Below are 19,351 nucleotides of genomic sequence, written 5' to 3' on the forward strand. Positions count from 1 at the left end.
CTCTGAATTGACAGGTAGTCGAGTACATGTGGAAACGTCTGTGGTTGGCAGCGGCGGGTGCCCTGCTTTTGATGACATCGGCGGCGCGCGCCGAAATCGATCCGAACTACAACGTGGTGTTGCTGACGGAAAACTTCCCGCCGTACAACATGGCGATCAATGGCAAGAACTTCGCGCAGGAAGACAACATCGACGGGATCGCCGTCGATGTGGTGCGCGAGATGTTCAAGCGTGCCGGCGTGTCCTACAGCCTCACTCTGCGCTTCCCCTGGGACCGCATCTATAAACTCGCACTGGAAAAGCCCGGCTACGGCGTGTTCGTGACCGCGCGTCTGCCTGAGCGCGAGGAACTGTTCAAATGGGTTGGGCCGATCGGCCCGGACGACTGGATACTGCTCGCCCGTGGCGACAGCACCCTGGTGGTCAACAACCTGCAGCAGGCCAAGCAGTACCGGATCGGCGCTTACAAGGGCGATGCCATCGCCGAGCACCTGGAGAAGCAGGGGCTGAAGCCGATTACTTCGTTACGCGATCAGGAAAATGCCAAGAAGCTCGAGAGCGGTCAGATCGACCTCTGGGCCACCGGTGATCCTGCTGGCCGTTATCTGGCACGTCAGGAAGGTGTCAGTGGCTTGAAAACCGTGCTGCGTTTCAACAGTGCACAGCTCTATCTGGCCCTTAACAAGGACGTGCCGGACGAGGTGGTACAGAAGCTGCAGTCGGAATTGGACAAGATGCGCGCTGAGGGTTACGTCGACAAAATCCTCAACAGTTATCTTTAGGCATGAAGGTCATTTAGCTGCACGTCGCGAGCGCTACCGAGGGGGCGCTCGCGTGGTCAAGAACTGGCGTTCATGCTGCAATGCAGCGTGCCTTCGGCATGCGGTAGTCATTGCCATGGAAGGTGATGGTGCGGGGATTCGGCAGGAAGCCGCCAACCATAATCATAACCACGCGGCGGGGACGACTGATGTTGAACACTTTGAAAGCGCTTGGGCTATTGCTCACTTTCGCGGCTTGCACCGCCAGGGCCGAGCTGCCACCTGACTACAAGATGGTGCTGCTGACCGAGAACTTCCCGCCGTTCAACATGGCGGTGGACGACAAGAACTTCGCCCGCGAAGACGCCATCGACGGCATCAGCGCCGAAGTGGTCCGCGAGATGTTCAAGCGCGCGCAGATCAATTACACCCTGACGCTGCGTTTCCCCTGGGATCGCCTCTACAAGCTGACCCTCGACAAGCCCAACTACGGCCTGTTCTCCACCACCTTCACCCCCGAGCGTCAGCCACTGTTCAAGTGGGTCGGCCCGCTGGCCAAGACCAGCTGGGTGTTGCTGGCGGCTCCCGGCAACAACCTGACCGTCAACAGCCTGAAGGAGGCCAGCCAGTACACCATCGGCGCCTACAAGAACGATGCGGTCAGCCAGCATCTGGAAAGTCAGGGGCTGGCCCCGGTCAACGCCCTGCGTGATCAGGAAAACGTGAAAAAGCTCACCGGCGGCAAGATCGACCTGTGGGCCACCACCGATCCGGTCGGCCGCTACCTGGCCAAGCAGGAAGGCGTCAGTGGCCTGACCACGGTACTGCGTTTCAACGAAGCCGAGCTGTATCTGGCGCTGAACAAGGACACGCCGGACGAAGTGGTGCAGCGCCTGCAGAAGGCCCTGGACGAGTTGCGCAACGAAGGCTTCATCGAGCAGATGACCAACAACTATCTGTAAGAGCGTCGCCAGAAATCGGTATGGGCCAATGCCGATCAGCAGGTCGCCTGCGCAGGTGCGGTAACACGGACCTTTGCAGGCCTACGAACTCCGTTTTGCAGGATGGCAGTAACCGATTCGCCCCGGGGGCGGGGCTCCTACGAGATGGTTGATACGCAAGAGCGCCCCGCGGCGAATGGCGGCCCTGACGCGCAATTGCGCAATGACCAGCATCGCTTCGCCCGCAAGCGGGCTCCTACGGGTGCAGGCTTATGCACTCAGTTTTGCAGGGCGGCTGTAACCGTTTCGCCCCGGGGGCGGGGCTCCTACAAGATGGTTGATACGCAAGAGCGCCCCGCGGCGAATGGCGGCCCTGACGCGCAATTGCGCAATGACCAGCATCGCTTCGCCCGCAAGCGGGCTCCTACGGGTGCAGGCTTATGCACTCCGTTTTGCGGGACGGTTGTAAGCGTTTCGCCCCGGGGGTGGGGCTCCTACGAGATGGTTGATACGCAAGAGCGCGCCGCGGTGAATGGCGGCCTTGACGTGCAATCGCGCAATGACCAGCATCGCTTCGCCCGCAAGCGGGCTCCTACGGGGGTAAGCCTACGCACTCCGTTTTGCGGGATGGCAGTAACCGTTCCGCCCCGGGGGCGGGGCTGCTACAGGGTCATGTGTCACCCATTCATCGCCAAGAAAAAGCCCCATTGCAGTCGCCTGCAATGGGGCTTTTCGTTACCGCTGGCGCTTAGTCGGCGCGGGTGACGTTCAGGCCCTTGAGCAGGTTCAGTGCCTGGCTCAACTGGTAATCGTCATCCTGCGGACGAGCCGCCCTGCCAGCACCGCCCTGGCTCGGACGGTCGGCGCCGCCGTTGCCGTTGCCCAGGTGACCTTGCAGATCGGCTTCCTTGAGGGTCGGGTCGTCGCTCTCGCGAGTCAGCTTGGCGCGTGCCACCTCCACGTCCGGAACGATGCCCTGAGCCTGGATGGAGCGGCCATTGGGGGTGAAGTACAGCGCGGTGGTGATCTTCAGGGCGCGGTCGTTGTTCAGCGGCAGCACGGTCTGTACCGAGCCCTTGCCGAAGCTGTCGGTGCCCATCACCACGCCGCGTTTGTGATCCTGCAGGGCGCCGGCGACGATTTCCGATGCCGAGGCACTGCCACCGTTGATCAGCACCACCAGCGGGACGCCTTCGCTGGCGTCGAGCGGGTCGGCCGAGAAGCGCAGCTCCGAGTTGGGGATGCGGCCCTTGGTGTAGACGATCAGGCCCTTCTTGAGGAAGTGATCCGCCACTTCCACGGCCGACTGCAGCACGCCGCCCGGGTTGTTGCGCAGGTCGAGGACCAGGCCGCTGAGCTTCTTGCCGTTTTCCTTGCGCAGCTTGTTCAGCGCCTTGCCGACTTCTTCGCCGGTGTTGACCTGGAACTGGGTGACGCGGATGTAGCCGTAGCCCGGGTCGATCAACTGGCTACGCACGCTGGTGACCTTGATCACCGCGCGGGTCAGTTCCACGTCGAACGGCTTGCCGCCTTCGCGCACCAGGGTGAGCAGAATCTTGCTGCCGGCCTTGCCACGCATCCTGTCCACGGCTTCCATCATCGACAGGCCCTTGGTCGGCTTGCCGTCGATCTTGACGATCAGGTCGCCGGGGTGGATGCCGGCCTTGGACGCCGGTGTGTCATCGATGGGCGAGACCACCTTGATGAAACCGTCTTCCGTACCGACTTCGATGCCCAGGCCGCCGAATTCGCCGCTGGTGCTTTCCTGCAGCTCGGCAAAGGCTTTCGGGTCGAGGTACGCCGAGTGCGGGTCGAGGTTGCTGAGCATGCCCTTGATGGCGTTCTCCAGCAGTTCCTTGTCGGTAACCGGCTCTACGTAGGCGGCCTTGATGCGGTCCATCACCTCGGCGAAGGTGCGCAGCTCCTCGAGCGGCAGTGGCGCTGCGCTCTGGTCGGCGGCCGGCGGAGGCGTGATTGGAGCCTGGTCGGCATGCAGCACAGGTGCGCCACCGAGCAGGGCTATCGCCAGGGCCAGGGAGGTGAGGCGAGACAGTTGCGGCATTCGAACTAACTCCTACGACAATGAGATGGCGCTTATCCTTGCGCCCGACACCATTGGGCCGGATCGCTGGCGCGGCCCTGCTGGCGAATCGCGAAATACAGGGCCGGCGTGTCCTGCCCGCCGCTGGTACCAACGGTGGCGATTGGGTCGCCGGCCTTGACGATGTCTCCGGCGTCCTTGAGCAGGCTCTGGTTGTGCCCGTACAGGGTCAGATAACCGTTGCCATGGTCGAGGATGACCAGAAGCCCGGATCCGCGCAACCAGTCTGCGAAGACCACTCGACCACCATGCACAGCGCGTACCTGACTACCGGCGGCGGCGCCGATCAGTACGCCGTCCCACTTAGTCCGAGCGTCTTCGCCGCGAGGGGTTCCATATCTCGCCACCAGGCGTCCGTTCACCGGCCAAGGCAGCTTGCCCTTGGCATTGCCGAAAGGGCCGCCATAGGTGGCCCCGGAGCTCACCAGCGGGCCATCCGCAGGTTTTCTGGCAGCAGGCGTCGCGGGCTTTTCACGGGCCGCGGCGAGGGCACGCTGACGTTCCTGCTCGGCTTCACGGGCCTGGCGGGCGAGGGTTTCCTCGATGGTCTTGAGTACGCGGCCGAGCTCGGCCTGTTCCTGCTCGCGGGCCTTGAGGCGCTCACCGCGGGCGGCGTAGTCCTTGTTCAGCTTGGCCAGGGCGATCTGGCGTTCCTTGCGTACGGCCGCCAGCTCGTTGCTGCGCGTGTCCAGCTGGCTTTTCTGTTCCTGCAGCTGAGCCTGGTGATGGCCGATGTCTTTCTCGACGTTGGCCAGTTGGCGCAGCGTTTCGTTGAAGGCCGTCAGTTGCTCCATGCGGGCTTCAGCGAGGTAATCGTAGTAGGTCAGGGTACGGGAGAACTTTTCCGGATTCTGCTGGTTGAGCAGCAGCTTGATGTATTCCTGACGCCCCCCCTGATAGGCGGCGCGCGCCTGAATGCCGATCAGCCGCTGCTGTTCAATGCGCGCGTCCTGGAGTTTTTTTTTCTCCTGGTCGAGGCGCTTGAGTTCCTCTTCGCTCTCCTGCAGTTCGTCACGCAGGCTCTTGACCTGGTTTTCCAGATCGCCCATTTCGGTTTCGGTGGACTTGAGCTGCTTCTGCACGCCGGATTTCTCCTGCTGCAGTTGCTCGAGCAGCTTCTTCAGCTCGGCGACGTCGGAGCGTGCGGCCTCCAACTGCTTTTGCGTTTCCGCTTTCTGGTCGGCGAAAGCAGGCACCAGCAGGCTGGTCAGGAGAACGAGGATGAGGGCACGAAACATGGGGCAGGCGGTACCTGGCGGGGAACGCGCCTAGTATGCCCTTGGCGCGGGTTAAAAAGAACGCCCCGGATCGCGGATTGCGACCCAAGGCGTGCCGCTGTCGACCGATGGCCGATGTCGTTCAGTTGAAGGTGACGATGCTGGTGCCGGTCATTTCCTTGGGGATCGGCATGCCCATCAGCGTCAGCAGGGTCGGTGCCACGTCGGCCAGCACGCCGCCTTCGCGGATGCTCACGTCGCGCTTGCCGACATAGATGAACGGCACCGGCTCGCAGGTGTGGGCGGTGTGCGCCTGACCGGTGCACTCGTCCTGCATCTGCTCGACGTTGCCGTGATCCGCGGTGACCAGCGCTTCGCCACCGACCTTGTCGAGGGCTTCGACGATGCGCCCGACGCAAGTGTCCAGGCACTCCACGGCGGCCACGGCGGCCTCGAAGACACCGGTGTGGCCGACCATGTCACCGTTGGCGTAGTTGACCACGATCACGTCGTAACGCTGGTTCTCGATGGCATCGACGATCTTGTCGGTGACTTCGGGCGCATTCATCTGCGGCTGCAGGTCGTAGGTGGCGACGTTCGGCGACGGAATGAGGATGCGTTCTTCGCCGGGGAAGGGTTCTTCACGGCCACCGGAGAAGAAGAAGGTCACGTGGGCGTACTTCTCGGTCTCGGCGATGCGCAGCTGGGTCTTGCCGTTGTTGGCCAGGTACTCGCCAAACACGTTGACCAGCGGCTCGGGCTTGTAGGCGCTCGGTGTGTCGATGCTCGCTGCGTACTGCGTGAGCATGATGAAGCCGGCGGTCTGCGGCACGCGGGCACGTTCGAAGGCATCGAAGCCCGGCTCGACGAAGGCGCGGGTCAGTTCGCGGGCACGGTCGGCACGGAAGTTCATGAACACCACGGCGTCGCCGTCTTCGACGCTGACCGCTTCGCCGATGCTGGTGGCCTTGACGAACTCGTCGCTCTCGCCACGCGCGTAGGCGGCATCGAGGCCAGCCACGGCGGTGTCTGCGCTGAATTGGCTCTGCCCGGCGGCAATCAGGTTGTAGGCCTGGGCGACGCGATCCCAGCGGTTGTCGCGGTCCATGGCGAAGTAGCGGCCGATCAGCGAAGCGGTGCGGCCTTTGCCGAGCCTGGTGAAGGTCGCGTCGAGCAGCTCGAGAGAGGCCTGGGCGCTTTTCGGCGCGGTGTCACGGCCATCGAGGAACGCGTGCAGGTAGATTTTCTCGGCACCGCGGCGGGCAGCCAGTTCGGCCATCGCCACCAGATGGTCCTGATGGCTGTGGACACCGCCATCGGACAGCAGACCGAGGATGTGCACGGCCTTGCCTGCGCCAACGGCTTTATCCACGGCACCGGTAATGGCAGGGTTCTCGAAGAACTCGCCATCGCGGATCGCCTTGGTCACTCGAGTGAAGTCCTGGTACACCACACGGCCGGCCCCCAGGTTCATGTGGCCGACCTCGGAGTTGCCCATCTGGCCGTCCGGTAGACCGACATCCATGCCGCTGCCGGAAATCAGCCCATGGGGCTGGGTGGCACGCAAACGGTCGTAGACCGGCGTGTTGGCGGCGAAGATGGCATTGTGCTCGGGCGTGTCGCTGTGGCCGAAGCCGTCGAGAATGACCAGAACCAAGGGTTTGGGCGTTGCGCTCATACTGGGCTCGCTCTGCTTGAGGGACGCATAAAAAAGATCTGACATTCTACGGCCAAGGAAAGATCCCGTCACCGCCGTACGGCCTTTGGTGGGACTCTCGTGGCTGTGTATACTGGCCGGCATTTTACCGTCCCCGGAACCGCGTGATGCTTGCCAACCTGATTGAATTCGCTACCACCCACTTCATCCTCAGCGGCCTGTTCGTCATCATCCTCTCGCTGCTGATCTTCACTGAGCTGCAAAAGGGTGGTCAGAGCCTGAGCAGTCGCGAAGTCACCGCGCTGATCAACCGCGACGAAGGCGTAGTGATCGACATCCGCAACAAGAAGGACTTCGCCACCGGCCACATCGTCGGCGCGCTGAACATTCCCCTCGACAAGCTGACCTCGCGTATCGCCGAGCTCGAGAAGCACAAGGCCAAGACCCTGATCATCGTCGATGCTCTGGGCCAGCAGGCCGGCACCGCTGCTCGCGACCTGAAAAAGGCCGGTTTCACCGCAGCGCGTCTGGGCGGTGGTATCGCCACCTGGCGCAGCGACAACCTGCCCGTGGTGAAGTGAGATGGCCAAGGTCGTCGTCTATTCCAGCGACTGGTGCCCTTACTGCATCCGCGCCAAGCAGCTGTTGACCAACAAAAGCGTGGCGTTCGACGAGATCCGCGTCGACGGCAAACCGGACCTGCGGGCAGAGATGACCCGCAAGGCCGGTCGCACTTCGGTGCCGCAGATATGGATCGGTGATACCCACGTGGGTGGCTGCGACGACCTGTTTGCCCTGGAACGGGCAGGCAAGCTCGATGCACTGCTCCGTGCCTGATAGACCCAGAACCTTTCTTTAAGTCCATATAGCAGAAGGCTTTGCCCATGACCGAACAAGTTACCGGTGCCGCCCAAGGCGACCAGAATCCTCAGTTCTCCCTGCAGCGCATCTACGTGCGTGACCTGTCCTTCGAAGCGCCGAAGAGCCCTGAGATCTTCCGTCAGGAGTGGACCCCGAGCGTCGCGATGGACCTCAACACCCGCCAGAAAGCCCTGGAAGGCGACTTCCACGAAGTGGTGCTGACGCTGTCGGTGACCGTGAAGAACGGTGAAGAAACCGCCTTCATCGCTGAAGTGCAGCAGGCAGGTATCTTCCTGATCAAGGGTCTGGATGCCGGCTCCATGAGCCACACCCTGGGCGCGTTCTGCCCGAACATCCTGTTCCCGTACGCACGCGAAGCGCTGGACAACCTGGTCGTTCGCGGTTCGTTCCCTGCCCTGATGCTGGCGCCGGTGAACTTCGATGCCCTGTACGCTCAGGAACTGCAGCGCCAGCAAGCGGCCAACTGAGTCGTCGGTCCTTGTATGAAAAAACGCCCTTCGGGGCGTTTTTTTATGGCTTACCCAGATATCCGCAAGGCCGTAGCCTGCCGTCGAGCGCAGCGATACCCAGGGATACCGTTACCGGGTTTGGCTGCGCATCCAGCACTGATCTGCCGAGGTCTCTCAGCCCATGCTGAAGCCGTGCTGGCGCCAGGCTTCGTAAACGGCCACCGCCACCGTGTTGGACAGATTGAGGCTGCGGCACCCCTCGCGCATCGGCAGGCGCACACGTTGCTGTTCCGGCAGGGCGTCGCGGACTTCCTGAGGCAGACCGCGGCTTTCCGGGCCGAACAGAAAGGCGTCGCCTGGCTGGTAGCGCACTTCGTGAAATGGCTGCGAGCCCTTGGTGGTGAAGGCGAACACGCGGGGCTGGCCGAGGCTTTCCAGGCAGGCCTCGAGGCTGGCGTGGCGCTGTACGGGGGCGTACTCGTGATAGTCCAGCCCGGCGCGGCGCAGACGCTTGTCATCCAGTTCGAAGCCAAGGGGTTCGATCAGGTGCAGGTGGCAGCCGCTGTTGGCACAGAGCCTGATAATGTTGCCGGTGTTGGGCGGAATTTCCGGTTGAAAAAGGATTACATGAAACATGCACGGCTCCGAGCCAGAAGACGGCAGACATTCTACGCCCGATAAGCCGCCAAGACCGCGTCCGTGGTTGCGTGTGATCGGTTCGTTGGCGATCTTCGGCTTTCTGGTCGGCTTGATGATCGGCCGCCTGTTCCATCCCGATGCGATGCATCTGAAGGACGTGGAGGCGGGCGATGAGCGACTGGTGCTGTGGTTCAACGTCGAGCCGCAGGTGCAGGTCAGCGATTTTCAGGGCACGTTCCTGCTGCGTTTCGAGGGGCTGGGTCGCGAGCGGCAGGGCCAACTGCAGATCGCCGGGCGCACGGCCAACTGGCGTGTGGTTCGTGAAGGGAGAGAGCTGGAGGTGCGTGTCCTGGCGGCTCGCCCCTTGCGTGGTGAGTTGACTGCCGAGGAGGTCGATGGTCGCTGGCGCCTGACGGTTCGTCTGGCGCCGCAGTAGCGGATAAAAGAGGGGGACACCCGGCCTGCCTGTACCAAGGCCCCCGAAGAAAATGGGGAGTATCTGATCTGCCTGTATCAGAGTCCCCGAAGAAAGAAGGGAGTTCCCGGCCTGCCTGTACCGAGGCTCCCAAAGAAAGAGGGGAATCCCCGGCCTGCCTGTACCAAGGTCCCCGAAACTGGGTTATTTATACCATTGCAGATGGCGTGCCAGTTTTCGTTTTTCACCTGTAGGCCCCGTGTTTGTTGGCGTGTGGTCGATCAAGGCGGTATCGGCGAGCGTAGAGCCTGGGCGCAGGTGGTGCACGGGTGTGGTTTTCGTGCGCTGATGGCGTGCATTCGCCGTGCTCGCTGCTGGGCAAAAGCGCAAGCGCGCCCGCGAGCACGCTATCGGTTTCGATGAATCAACGGGGCGACCGATTCATGCAGGTGTCGCGAGATCGCGGGCATGGCCCGCTGTCACGCTGGAGCGCCGAGCGGGCGTTCGTGCTTTCCAGGTGCTCATAAAAAACGCCGCGCCCTGGTCGGGACGCGGCGTTCCTGTCGTTGCGGTCGCGGCTCAGTTGTCGTCGCTGTCGTCTTCTTCGGAGCCGTCCACGTTCATGCCCAGTTCCTTGATCTTGCGGGTCAGGGTGTTGCGGCCCCAGCCGAGCAGGATGGCCGCGTCACGGCGGCGCCCTGCGGTGTGCTTGAGGGCCGTCTCGATCATGATCCGCTCGAACGCCGGTACGGCGCTGTCGAGTAGGTTCGACTGGCCACGGCCCAGGGCCTGATCGGCCCACTGGCGCAGTGCCTGTTCCCAGTTGCTGACCGGCGCATTGTCCTGGGGCTGGACGAGCAATTCCGGCGGCAGGTCGTCGACATGCACTTCACGCCCCGAGGCCATCACCGTGATCCAGCGGCAGGTGTTCTCCAACTGGCGCACGTTGCCCGGCCACGCCAGCTGCTGCAGGTAATCCTCGGTTTCGCTCTTCAGCAGCTTGGGCTCGACCGCGAGCTCCGTGGCGGCACGGCTGAGGAAGTGCCTGGCCAGGGTCGGAATGTCTTCGCGGCGATCGGACAGGCGCGGGATATGGATGCGGATCACATTGAGGCGGTGGAACAGGTCTTCGCGAAACTTGCCGGCCGTGACCAGGCTTTCCAGATTCTGGTGGGTAGCGGCGATGATGCGTACGTCCACCTTGACCGGCGTGTGCCCGCCGACCCGGTAGAACTCGCCATCGGCCAGCACGCGCAGCAGGCGGGTCTGGGTGTCGGCCGGCATGTCGCCGATCTCATCGAGAAACAGGGTGCCACCATCGGCCTGCTCGAAGCGCCCGCGCCGCTGGTTGGCCGCGCCGGTGAAGGCGCCTTTTTCATGGCCGAAGAGCTCGGACTCCATCAGGTCCTTGGGGATCGCCGCCATGTTGAGTGCAATGAACGGCGATGCTGCCCGCGGGCTGTGACGGTGCAGGGCATGAGCGACGAGCTCCTTGCCGGTACCGGACTCGCCATTGATCAGTACGGTGATATTGGAGTGCGACAGCCGGCCGATGGCCCGGAATACCTCCTGCATCGCCGGCGCTTCACCGATGATTTCCGGGGTGCGCGCTTGTACGACCGGCACGTGAAGGCCCTGCTGCTCCTGGGCATGCTGATTGGCACGCTTGACCAGCGATACCGCTTCGTCGACATCGAAGGGTTTGGGCAGGTACTCGAAGGCGCCGCCCTGATAGGACGCTACGGCGCTGTCCAGATCCGAATGGGCGGTCATGATGATCACCGGCAGGCGCGGGTGCATCTCGCGGATTCTGGCCAGCAGCTCCAGGCCGCTGGAGCCAGGCATGCGAATGTCGGAGATGATCACGTCCGGCTGCTGACGGGTCAGGCGACCGAGCACGCCATCGGCGCTGTCGAAGCTCTGGGTGCTCATGCCCTCCTGCTGCAGGGCCTTTTCCAGGACCCAGCGGATGGAGCGGTCGTCGTCAACGATCCATACGGTTTCACTGCGGCTCATGTCGGAGTTGCTCCTTGTTCCAGCGGCAGAAAGATCGAGAACACGGTGTTGCCAGGATGGCTCTCGCATTCGATCAGGCCTTGATGCTGACTGATGATGTTCTGGGTAATCGCCAGGCCCAGCCCGGTGCCGTCGGCACGCCCGCTGACCATGGGATAGAAGATGGTTTCCTGCAGTTCAGGCGCGATACCCGGACCGTTGTCGATGATTTCGATCTTGGTCACCAGGCGATGGCGAATGTAGCCAATGGTGAACTGCCGCAAGGTGCGCGTGCGCAGGGTGATGCGCCCAGGGCGCAGGTCGGGCTTGGAGCCTATCGCCTGCATGGCATTGCGCACGATGTTGAGTACGGCCTGGATCATCTGTTCGCGGTCGATGATCAGGTCCGGGATGCTCGGGTCATAGTCGCGCACCAGCACGATGCTGCCCTGGCTCTCGGCTTCGACCAGGCTGGCGACGCGTTCCAGTACTTCGTGCACATTGGTGACCGCCAGCGATGGCAGCTTGTTGGAGCCGAGCATGCGATCGACCAGATTGCGCAGGCGGTCCGACTCTTCGATGATGACGTTGGTGTAATCCTTGAGGCTTTCCTCCGGCAGCTCGCGGGCCAGCAACTGGGCCGCGCCGCGAATGCCGCCCAGCGGGTTCTTGATTTCGTGGGCCAGGCCGCGGACCAGCAGTTTGGTGGTCTCCTGCTTGGAGAGCTGGGCTTCTTCCTTGGTGATGCGCAGCAGGCGATCACGAGGATGCACCTCGAGCAGCAGCATGGTTTCGCCGCGGCTGAGTACGGGCGTGACGGCGTAGTCGACGGTCAGGCTCTGGCCGGTCTGGGTGGTCAGCACGGCCTCGCGTTTGTTGAACGGATGCGCCTCGGCGACCGCCTGGCGCAGAGCGCCCAGGGCTTCGCGGGTTTCGGTGAACAGTTCGCTGATGAACTGGCCGTGGCTGCGTTGACCGCTGACGGCCAGAAGCATTTCGGCGGCAGGGTTCATGTATTCCAGGCGCAGGTCGGCATTGAGCAGCAGCGTGGCTGTGGTCAGGTTGTCGAGCAGCAGGCGGTGCAGGGCTTCATTGATGATCATCGGGCAAGCTCCAGGGGCTTGCCCGCAGTGCATCCGCCAGCAGGGGATGTCTGGACAAGGCGATGGCCGTTGTCTGGCAACGTGGCGCAGCTTGGCGTGTCTCGTTGCGGGTGTGGGCCAGCCAAAATTCGTTCCTCGTGCGGTTTACAGCAGAAGGGCCGGAGGGTATGGCGGTCGAGGCGCACCTCGGGCCATCCGGCAGTGCGGGAGAAAATGCAAGAAGCAAACCAAAGCCCTCTAAAGACGCGCGCAAAGGCGCAATGGGCCGGATTTGGCAACTTTTCGGCGCAACGATGAAAATCGTCGTGTGCCAATTTGGGACGAGTATAGAAATAGGTGCGTTGATGCGCACCTTATTGGTGCGAAGTGATTTGAGGCGGAGTATCTTGCGGTGCCGGTCGTGTCGCCGCGGCGGGTATTACAGGAAAGGCAGGATGCTGATGATGCCCTTGTCTTCCTCTTTCGGCTTGTCCTTGAGCGGGCATTCCGGACGCACGCCGTAGTCGGTTTTCTCGCAGGGGCGGACCTTGCGCTTCTGGGCCAGGGTTACCCGCTTCATGTGGAAAGGCTGGCTGGGCGTGCGCTCGACGATGATGCCGCCCTCGGTGATGATTTCCACGGCAATCTGGTGAGTGCCTCGGTCGACGTTCTCGAGGGGGAATACCGGGCTACGCCCGGCGCTGCCGACCGGTTGGCCGTCCAGTAGCAGGCGATAGCTATGGCCCGGGTGCAGAGCCGGGTCGCTGTTGACGGTGACGATCAGGTTGCCGGCGTTGTCGTTGATGGTCGCGTCCGGTTGCGGAATGGTGATTCTCAGCAGCTCGTAGCCAAGCACCGGCTGGGGTGCGACTGGTGCGGCAGGGGTCGTGCTGCGCGTTTGCGCAGGCTCGATGCGGTTGGATGGTGCCATCTGCACCTGCTGGGCGTTGCCGTCTCGCGGTTTATCGGTGAACACGCGGTTACCCTCTGCATCCACATAGGTATAAACCTGGGCGAGGCAGGGCAGGGCGATCAGCAAAAGGCCGAAAAGCAGGGCGCGCATGGCGATCACTTACCTCGGGCCGGGCTGTTGGTGCTGGTGCGTTGCACCGTGAAGGTGCGCGTTTCGCTTTGCTGGACGATCTGCTCGCCCTGCATGACGGCAACCGCCAGGCTGTGCTCGCCACGGTCAATCTGATTCACCTGCAGGCGCGGCACGTTACTGGGCGAGCCATAGGGTTTTCCATCCAGTATCAGGCGCAGGCTGTGGCCGGGGCCCAGGCGGGGCTCGATGGTGACGCCTACCGAGAAGGTGCCGTTGTTGGCGCGTAGCGCTTCGTCACTGGGCAGGTCGCGCAGCGCCAGTATCTGATAAGGGTTCTGAGGCATCTCACTCAGTCGCGGCGTGGCCGGCTGCGCGGGCGCTGCCGCCGGCTCCGTGGTATTGATCGGCTTCAGCTCGACACTCTCGGCCTTGGTGCCCTCGGGGGGCTGATTGGTGAACACCGTGTTGCCGTTGGTATCGGTGTACTTGTAGATCTGTGCGCTGACCGGCAGGGCCAGTATCAGCAACAGGCAAGCGAGCGTGCGGCGCATGGGGCCGGTCTCCGATCTGGATGATGTGAGTAGCCTTGCACCGCGGCGGCGCGCTGGCAAGCGTGCGACGCCAAGGATTTGCACTCGCCCATGAAATGGCAGGCATAAAAAAACCTCCCCGGCAGAGCTGGGGAGGTTTCTGTCACGCCGCTATGTGCAGCGAGGCTGGTTTAGACGCTGTAGTACAGGTCGTATTCCAGCGGGTGCACGAAAGTGCGCACCTTGATTTCTTCTTCCGATTTCAGCTCGATGTAGGCATCGATGAAGTCGTCGGAGAATACGCCGCCCTTGGTCAGGAATGCGCGGCCCTTGTCCAGCTCTTCCAGGGCTTCTTTCAGGCTGCCGCAAACCTGCGGGATCAGCTTGCCTTCTTCCGGCGGCAGGTCGTACAGGTTCTTGTCCGCAGCGTCGCCAGGGTGGATCTTGTTCTGGATGCCGTCCAGGCCGGCCATCAGCAGTGCTGCGAAGGCCAGGTAGGGGTTGGCAGCCGGATCCGGGAAGCGCGCTTCGATGCGGCGGGCTTTCGGGCTGGAAACGTATGGGATACGGATCGAGGCGGAACGGTTGCGAGCCGAGTAGGCCAGCATGACCGGCGCTTCGAAGCCTGGAACCAGACGCTTGTAGGAGTTGGTCGACGGGTTGGTGAAGCCGTTCAGGGCCTTACCGTGCTTGATGATGCCGCCGATGAAGTACAGCGCGGTTTCCGACAGGCCGGCATAGCCTTCACCGGCGAAGGTGTTCTTGCCGTCTTTGGAAACCGAGATGTGCACGTGCATGCCCGAACCGTTGTCGCCATACAGCGGCTTCGGCATGAAGGTAGCGGTTTTGCCGTAGGCATCGGCCACGTTGTGCACGCAGTACTTCAGGGTCTGGGTTTCGTCGGCCTTGGCCACCAGGGTGTTGAACTTCACGCCGATTTCGTTCTGACCGGCAGTCGCCACTTCGTGGTGGTGAACTTCGATGACCAGGCCCATTTCTTCCATGGCATTACACATGGCAGTACGGATTTCGTGGTCGTGGTCGCACGGCGGAACCGGGAAGTAACCACCTTTGACGGCTGGGCGGTGGCCCTTGTTGCCGCCTTCGATGTCGGCGTCGGTGTTCCAGGAGCCTTGTTCGGAGTAGATCTTGAACATGGAGCCGGAGATGTCGGACTTGAACTTCACTTCGTCGAAGATGAAGAACTCTGGCTCCGGGCCTACGAATACGGTGTCACCGATACCGGTGGTTTTCAGGTATTCCTCGGCGCGACGAGCGATGGAGCGCGGGTCACGATCGTAGCCTTGCATGGTGCTCGGCTCGATGATGTCGCAGACCAGGATCAGGGTCGGCTCTTCGGTGAACGGGTCGAGAACGGCAGTGCTGTCATCCGGCAGCAGGATCATGTCGGAGGCTTCGATGCCTTTCCAGCCATGGATGGAGGAACCGTCGAACATCTTGCCGACTTCGAAGAATTCGTCGTCCAGGGCATCACGGGCCGGCATGGTCACGTGGTGCTGCTTGCCCTTGGTGTCGGTGAAGCGCAGGTCAACCCACTTCACGTCGTGTTCTTTGATCAGTTGAACAGCCTTAGACATGTTGTCCTCCAGGTGGATAGGGTCTTCTATTGACCCTTCTTTGAGTTCGTGACGCCGGGCAAGATGGTCTGCCAGGACACCCTGCCTCACAAGGGAGCAATTTGCATGCCAGTGCCCCGTGATGGGCTCATGCCCTGAAAACCAGCGCTGGCGCGGGTATCCTCTCATCAACGCGCATCGGCGTGGCTCCTTATTGGTGCGAATATTTAACATCGTGCTCGATATTGGTGCGATGGCGGAATGTTTGAGGATTTTTGGTCAAAGCTTGAGCAATTTCCGCTATAATCCGCGCCCCTGTTTTTCAGGCCCTGGTGCCCGACATTTGCTCCCATGAAACTGATCGTCAAAGTCTTTCCGGAAATCACCATCAAGAGCCCGCCGGTTCGCAAGAACTTCATCCGGCAGTTGGCCAAGAACATCCGTGCAGTCACGCGTGATCTCGATCCGCAACTGCAGGTGACCGGTGTCTGGGACAATCTGGAAGTGAAGACCGAGGTCACCGAGGCCAGGCTTCTGCACGAGCTCGTGGAGCGCCTTAGCTGCGTGCCGGGCATCGTGCATTTTCTGCAGATCGACGAATACCCGTTGGGCGACTTCGACGATATCGTCGAAAAGTGCAAGCTTCATTACGGCGACCTGCTGCCGGGCAAGATCTTTTCAGTGCGCTGCAAGCGCGGTGGCCGGCATTCTTTCTCCTCCATCGATGTCGAGCGTCATGTCGGCAGCCAGTTGCGCCAGCAATGCGGCGCTGCAGGTATCGACCTGAAGAAGCCCGAGATCGAGGTGCGCATCGAGATCCGCGATCAGCGCCTGTTCGTCATTCATCACCAGCATCCGGGCATGGGCGGTTATCCGCTGGGCTCGCTGGAGCAGACTCTGGTGCTGATGTCCGGTGGTTTCGACTCTACCGTCGCCGCTTACCAGATCATGCGCCGCGGCCTGATGACCCATTTCTGTTTCTTCAATCTCGGTGGTCGTGCCCACGAACTGGGCGTGATGGAAGTCGCCCATTATCTGTGGCAGAAGTACGGTCGCTCGCAGCGCGTGCTGTTCATCAGCGTGCCGTTCGAGGAAGTGCTCGGCGAGATTCTCGGCAAGGTCGACAACAGCTACATGGGCGTGACCCTCAAGCGTATGATGCTGCGCGTCGCCAGCCGTCTGGCCGATCGCCTGCAGATCGATGCGCTGGTCACCGGTGAAGCGATCAGCCAGGTATCCAGCCAGACCCTGCCGAACCTCTCGGTGATCGATTCGGTCACCGACAAGCTGGTACTGCGCCCGCTGATCACCAGCCATAAACAGGACATCATCGATACCGCCGAGGCTATCGGCACCGCCGAGTTCGCCCGGCACATGCCAGAATACTGCGGCGTGATTTCGGTGAACCCGACCACCAAAGCCAAGCCCAATCGCGTCGTTTATGAAGAAGAGCAGTTCGACATGGCCGTGCTCGAGCGCGCCCTCGAGCGGGCACGCCTGATCGCTATCGATCGGGTGATCGAAGAGCTGGGCCAGGACGTGCAGGTCGAGGAAGTCGCCGAGGCGTTGCCGGGCCACGTGGTGATCGATATTCGTCACCCCGATCAGGTCGAGGACGAGCCGCTCGAGCTCGCCGGTATCGACCTGCAGGCCATGCCGTTCTATGCCATCAACAACCGTTTCAAGGAACTGGACGCTAGCCGCCAGTACCTCCTGTATTGCGACCGAGGGGTGATGAGTCGCCTGCATGCCCACCACCTGCTGAGCGAGGGACATGCCAATGTGCGCGTTTATCGTCCGGCATAAGACGCCCGGGCTCAATGGCGGCAGCATCCGCCATCGCCCTCCCGACCCGATTGGCGACGAGTTTGTCGCCACACATCGTTAACAGACTGCCTTTATCCTTAATCCCGATTTTTCGCGTTGGGCCGCTGAATGCAACTGCTGGGTAGCCCGACCCAACCTACGAGACCACTACTGTGATCGAGAATCTACGCAACATCGCCATCATCGCCCACGTTGACCATGGTAAGACCACCCTGGTTGACGCCCTGCTGCGTCAGTCCGGCACCCTGGAGCGCAGCGAGCTCAACGACGAGCGCGTGATGGACAGCAACGACCAGGAGAAAGAGCGCGGCATTACCATTCTGGCCAAGAACACCGCCATCAAGTGGAACAACTACCGCATCAACATCGTCGACACCCCCGGCCACGCCGACTTCGGCGGTGAAGTAGAGCGCGTGATGTCGATGGTCGACTCCGTGCTGCTGGTCGTTGACGCCCAGGACGGCCCGATGCCGCAAACCCGTTTCGTGACCAAGAAGGCCTTCGAAGCCGGCCTGCGTCCGATCGTGGTGATCAACAAGATCGACCGTCCGGGCGCGCGTCCGGATTGGGTCATGGACCAGATCTTCGACCTGTTCGACAACCTCGGTGCCACCGAAGAACAGCTGGACTTCCAGGTTGTCTACGCCTCGGCCCTGAACGGCATCGCCGGTCTGGATCACACCGACATGGCTGAAGACCTGGCCCCGCTGTACCAGGCCATCGTCGACCACGTTCCCGCGCCGAACGTCGACATCGACGGTCCGTTCCAGATGCAGATCTCGGCACTGGACTACAACAGCTTCCTGGGCATCATCGGTGTTGGCCGTATCGCCCGTGGTCGCGTCAAGCCGAACACTCCGGTTACCGCCATCGACGTCAACGGCAAGAAGCGTAACGGCCGTATTCTCAAGCTGATGGGCCACCACGGTCTGCACCGTGTGGACGTCGAAGAGGCCACCGCCGGCGACATCGTCTGCGTCAGCGGCATGGACGAGCTGTTCATCTCCGACACCCTGTGCGACCAGAACAACGTCGAAGCGATGACCCCGCTGACCGTCGACGAGCCGACCGTATCCATGACCTTCCAGGTCAACGATTCGCCGTTCTGCGGCAAGGAAGGCAAGTTCGTCACCAGCCGTAACATCAAGGAGCGCCTGGACAAGGAGCTGCTGTACAACGTTGCCCTGCGCGTTGAAGAAGGCGACTCGGCCGACAAATTCAAGGTCTCCGGCCGTGGTGAACTGCACCTGTCGGTACTGATCGAGAACATGCGCCGCGAAGGCTTCGAAATGGGCGTTGGTCGTCCGGAAGTGATCATCCGTGAAGTCGACGGTGCCAAGCACGAGCCGTACGAAAACGTCACCATCGACATCCCGGAAGAATCCCAGGGCAAGGTCATGGAAGAAATGGGTCTGCGTAAAGGCGACCTGAGCAACATGGTGCCGGATGGCAAAGGTCGCGTACGTCTGGAATACAACATCCCGGCGCGTGGTCTGATCGGCTTCCGTAACGCCTTCCTGACCCTGACCAACGGTGCAGGCATCCTGACCTCGATCTTCGACCGTTACGACGTGATGAAGTCGGGCCACATGTCCGGTCGTCAGAACGGCGTACTGGTGTCGATCGATACCGGCAAGGCGCTGACCTACTCCCTGGAAACCCTGCAGGCGCGCGGCAAGCTGTTCGTCGAGCACGGCCAGGAGATCTACAACGGTCAGATCATCGGTCTGAACAGCCGCGACAACGACCTGGGCGTCAACCCAACCAAAGGCAAGAAGCTCGACAACATGCGTGCTTCGGGTAAGGACGAAACCATCGCTCTGGTTCCGCCGGTCCGCTTCACTCTGGAGCAGGCTCTGGAATTCATCCAGGACGACGAGCTGTGCGAAGTGACGCCGAAGTCGATCCGTCTTCGCAAGAAGATCCTCGACGAAGGCGAGCGCACCCGCGCTGCCAAGAAAGCCAAGAACTGATCCGGTTCTAGCTGACTAGAGAGCCCCCGCCGGCGTGAGCCTGCGGGGGCTTTTTTGTGGGCGGTGATCGCGCTGACAACGGCAGGCGCACCCGGAAATCTTGCCCGCTGCCATGACAAGTCACCTTTCACGTTGTCAGTATCGGTGCGAAAAAATTGCCGGGTTTTGCCGTTCCATTGCCGTCGTCCACAATTGTGAGCGACGCCATCATCTGAACGTGTGAAGCCCATATACTGCGGGGTCTGTCAGGCCTGCGCCCG

General features: G+C 61.9%; 17 protein-coding genes. 8 read left to right on the forward strand and 9 right to left on the reverse strand.

The features are described 5' to 3' along the window. Window positions 1–26: 26 nt before the first annotated feature. Window positions 27–782 carry a substrate-binding periplasmic protein gene (locus tag QRN22_RS03010; RefSeq protein WP_042555457.1) on the forward strand — a complete coding sequence of 252 codons (756 nt, stop codon included), beginning with the start codon at window positions 27–29 and terminating at the stop codon, window positions 780–782. A 188-nt stretch (window positions 783–970) separates the two neighbouring features. Further along, on the forward strand, window positions 971–1,723 hold the full coding sequence (locus QRN22_RS03015; RefSeq protein WP_042555456.1) for a substrate-binding periplasmic protein: 753 nt from the start codon (window positions 971–973) through the stop codon (window positions 1,721–1,723). Window positions 1,724–2,450: 727 nt separating this feature from the next. Here QRN22_RS03015 and QRN22_RS03020 read toward each other — a convergent pair. From QRN22_RS03020 to gpmI, 3 genes are all read right to left on the reverse strand, one after another. Next, the gene (locus tag QRN22_RS03020) at window positions 2,451–3,764 is read right to left on the reverse strand and encodes a S41 family peptidase (protein WP_042555455.1); all 1,314 of its coding nucleotides are present in this window, start codon (window positions 3,762–3,764) and stop codon (window positions 2,451–2,453) included. A gap of 32 nt (window positions 3,765–3,796) precedes the next feature. Then, the gene (locus QRN22_RS03025) at window positions 3,797–5,041 is read right to left on the reverse strand and encodes a murein hydrolase activator EnvC family protein (RefSeq protein ID WP_042555454.1); all 1,245 of its coding nucleotides are present in this window, start codon (window positions 5,039–5,041) and stop codon (window positions 3,797–3,799) included. A gap of 121 nt (window positions 5,042–5,162) precedes the next feature. Next, on the reverse strand, window positions 5,163–6,698 hold the full coding sequence (gene gpmI / locus QRN22_RS03030) for a 2,3-bisphosphoglycerate-independent phosphoglycerate mutase (RefSeq protein WP_156152763.1): 1,536 nt from the start codon (window positions 6,696–6,698) through the stop codon (window positions 5,163–5,165). 146 nt (window positions 6,699–6,844) lie between these two features. On the opposite strand from gpmI, the gene QRN22_RS03035 reads away from it, so the two are divergent. From QRN22_RS03035 to secB, 3 genes are read left to right on the forward strand one after another with little or no spacing between them, the layout of a single operon-like run. Then, window positions 6,845–7,258, forward strand: coding sequence for a rhodanese-like domain-containing protein (locus QRN22_RS03035; protein ID WP_042555452.1), 414 nt, complete (start codon window positions 6,845–6,847; stop codon window positions 7,256–7,258). A gap of 1 nt (window position 7,259) precedes the next feature. After that, window positions 7,260–7,514: a glutaredoxin 3 gene (gene grxC / locus QRN22_RS03040; protein ID WP_042555451.1), complete on the forward strand. Its 255-nt coding sequence runs from the start codon at window positions 7,260–7,262 to the stop codon at window positions 7,512–7,514. Between the two features lie 47 nt (window positions 7,515–7,561). Further along, entirely contained in the window at window positions 7,562–8,026 is a 465-nt protein-coding gene (gene secB, locus QRN22_RS03045) for a protein-export chaperone SecB (protein WP_042555450.1), read from the forward strand. A 156-nt stretch (window positions 8,027–8,182) separates the two neighbouring features. Here secB and trmL read toward each other — a convergent pair whose 3' ends face one another. Then, the gene (gene trmL / locus QRN22_RS03050; protein ID WP_042555449.1) at window positions 8,183–8,644 is read right to left on the reverse strand and encodes a tRNA (uridine(34)/cytosine(34)/5-carboxymethylaminomethyluridine(34)-2'-O)-methyltransferase TrmL; all 462 of its coding nucleotides are present in this window, start codon (window positions 8,642–8,644) and stop codon (window positions 8,183–8,185) included. A gap of 73 nt (window positions 8,645–8,717) precedes the next feature. Between trmL and QRN22_RS03055 the strand changes: the two genes are divergently transcribed. Continuing rightward, a complete protein-coding gene (locus QRN22_RS03055; protein ID WP_197077021.1) occupies window positions 8,718–9,083 on the forward strand; it encodes a hypothetical protein in 366 nt (121 codons plus the stop codon). 558 nt (window positions 9,084–9,641) lie between these two features. Here the strand turns inward: QRN22_RS03055 and ntrC are convergent. The 5 genes from ntrC to glnA all read right to left on the reverse strand — a co-directional run bounded on the left by ntrC (window position 9,642) and on the right by glnA (window position 15,312). After that, entirely contained in the window at window positions 9,642–11,078 is a 1,437-nt protein-coding gene (ntrC, locus tag QRN22_RS03060) for a nitrogen regulation protein NR(I) (protein ID WP_042554273.1), read from the reverse strand. Beyond that, the gene (glnL, locus tag QRN22_RS03065; protein WP_042554274.1) at window positions 11,075–12,160 is read right to left on the reverse strand and encodes a nitrogen regulation protein NR(II); all 1,086 of its coding nucleotides are present in this window, start codon (window positions 12,158–12,160) and stop codon (window positions 11,075–11,077) included. The genes ntrC and glnL overlap by 4 nt, the downstream gene beginning before the upstream one ends. Window positions 12,161–12,578: 418 nt before the next feature. Then, the gene (locus tag QRN22_RS03070; protein ID WP_042554335.1) at window positions 12,579–13,202 is read right to left on the reverse strand and encodes a DUF4124 domain-containing protein; all 624 of its coding nucleotides are present in this window, start codon (window positions 13,200–13,202) and stop codon (window positions 12,579–12,581) included. Between the two features lie 5 nt (window positions 13,203–13,207). Continuing rightward, window positions 13,208–13,735 (reverse strand): DUF4124 domain-containing protein, encoded by a 528-nt coding sequence (locus QRN22_RS03075; protein WP_042554275.1) that lies wholly within the window; start codon window positions 13,733–13,735, stop codon window positions 13,208–13,210. Window positions 13,736–13,905: 170 nt separating this feature from the next. Then, window positions 13,906–15,312, reverse strand: coding sequence for a glutamate--ammonia ligase (gene glnA / locus QRN22_RS03080; protein WP_042554276.1), 1,407 nt, complete (start codon window positions 15,310–15,312; stop codon window positions 13,906–13,908). A 330-nt stretch (window positions 15,313–15,642) separates the two neighbouring features. Between glnA and thiI the strand changes: the two genes are divergently transcribed. After that, window positions 15,643–17,097: a tRNA uracil 4-sulfurtransferase ThiI gene (gene thiI / locus QRN22_RS03085; protein ID WP_042554277.1), complete on the forward strand. Its 1,455-nt coding sequence runs from the start codon at window positions 15,643–15,645 to the stop codon at window positions 17,095–17,097. Window positions 17,098–17,270: 173 nt separating this feature from the next. Beyond that, window positions 17,271–19,091, forward strand: a complete 1,821-nt coding sequence (gene typA / locus QRN22_RS03090; protein WP_042554278.1) for a translational GTPase TypA — start codon at window positions 17,271–17,273, stop codon at window positions 19,089–19,091. Window positions 19,092–19,351: the final 260 nt, after the last annotated feature.

The sequence above is a fragment of the Pseudomonas sp. MEJ086 genome (assembly GCF_030209025.1).
Taxonomy (GTDB): Bacteria; Pseudomonadota; Gammaproteobacteria; order Pseudomonadales; family Pseudomonadaceae; genus Aquipseudomonas; species Aquipseudomonas fulva_A.

Coding starts and splice junctions, on each gene's coding strand:
- QRN22_RS03010 (WP_042555457.1), top strand. CDS start 27: ATGTGGAAACGTCTGTGGTTGGCAGCGGCGGGTGCCCTGCTTTTGATG.
- QRN22_RS03015 (WP_042555456.1), top strand. CDS start 971: ATGTTGAACACTTTGAAAGCGCTTGGGCTATTGCTCACTTTCGCGGCT.
- QRN22_RS03020 (WP_042555455.1), bottom strand. CDS start 3,764: ATGCCGCAACTGTCTCGCCTCACCTCCCTGGCCCTGGCGATAGCCCTG.
- QRN22_RS03025 (WP_042555454.1), bottom strand. CDS start 5,041: ATGTTTCGTGCCCTCATCCTCGTTCTCCTGACCAGCCTGCTGGTGCCT.
- gpmI (WP_156152763.1), bottom strand. CDS start 6,698: ATGAGCGCAACGCCCAAACCCTTGGTTCTGGTCATTCTCGACGGCTTC.
- QRN22_RS03035 (WP_042555452.1), top strand. CDS start 6,845: ATGCTTGCCAACCTGATTGAATTCGCTACCACCCACTTCATCCTCAGC.
- grxC (WP_042555451.1), top strand. CDS start 7,260: ATGGCCAAGGTCGTCGTCTATTCCAGCGACTGGTGCCCTTACTGCATC.
- secB (WP_042555450.1), top strand. CDS start 7,562: ATGACCGAACAAGTTACCGGTGCCGCCCAAGGCGACCAGAATCCTCAG.
- trmL (WP_042555449.1), bottom strand. CDS start 8,644: ATGTTTCATGTAATCCTTTTTCAACCGGAAATTCCGCCCAACACCGGC.
- ntrC (WP_042554273.1), bottom strand. CDS start 11,078: ATGAGCCGCAGTGAAACCGTATGGATCGTTGACGACGACCGCTCCATC.
- glnL (WP_042554274.1), bottom strand. CDS start 12,160: ATGATCATCAATGAAGCCCTGCACCGCCTGCTGCTCGACAACCTGACC.
- QRN22_RS03070 (WP_042554335.1), bottom strand. CDS start 13,202: ATGCGCGCCCTGCTTTTCGGCCTTTTGCTGATCGCCCTGCCCTGCCTC.
- QRN22_RS03075 (WP_042554275.1), bottom strand. CDS start 13,735: ATGCGCCGCACGCTCGCTTGCCTGTTGCTGATACTGGCCCTGCCGGTC.
- glnA (WP_042554276.1), bottom strand. CDS start 15,312: ATGTCTAAGGCTGTTCAACTGATCAAAGAACACGACGTGAAGTGGGTT.
- thiI (WP_042554277.1), top strand. CDS start 15,643: ATGAAACTGATCGTCAAAGTCTTTCCGGAAATCACCATCAAGAGCCCG.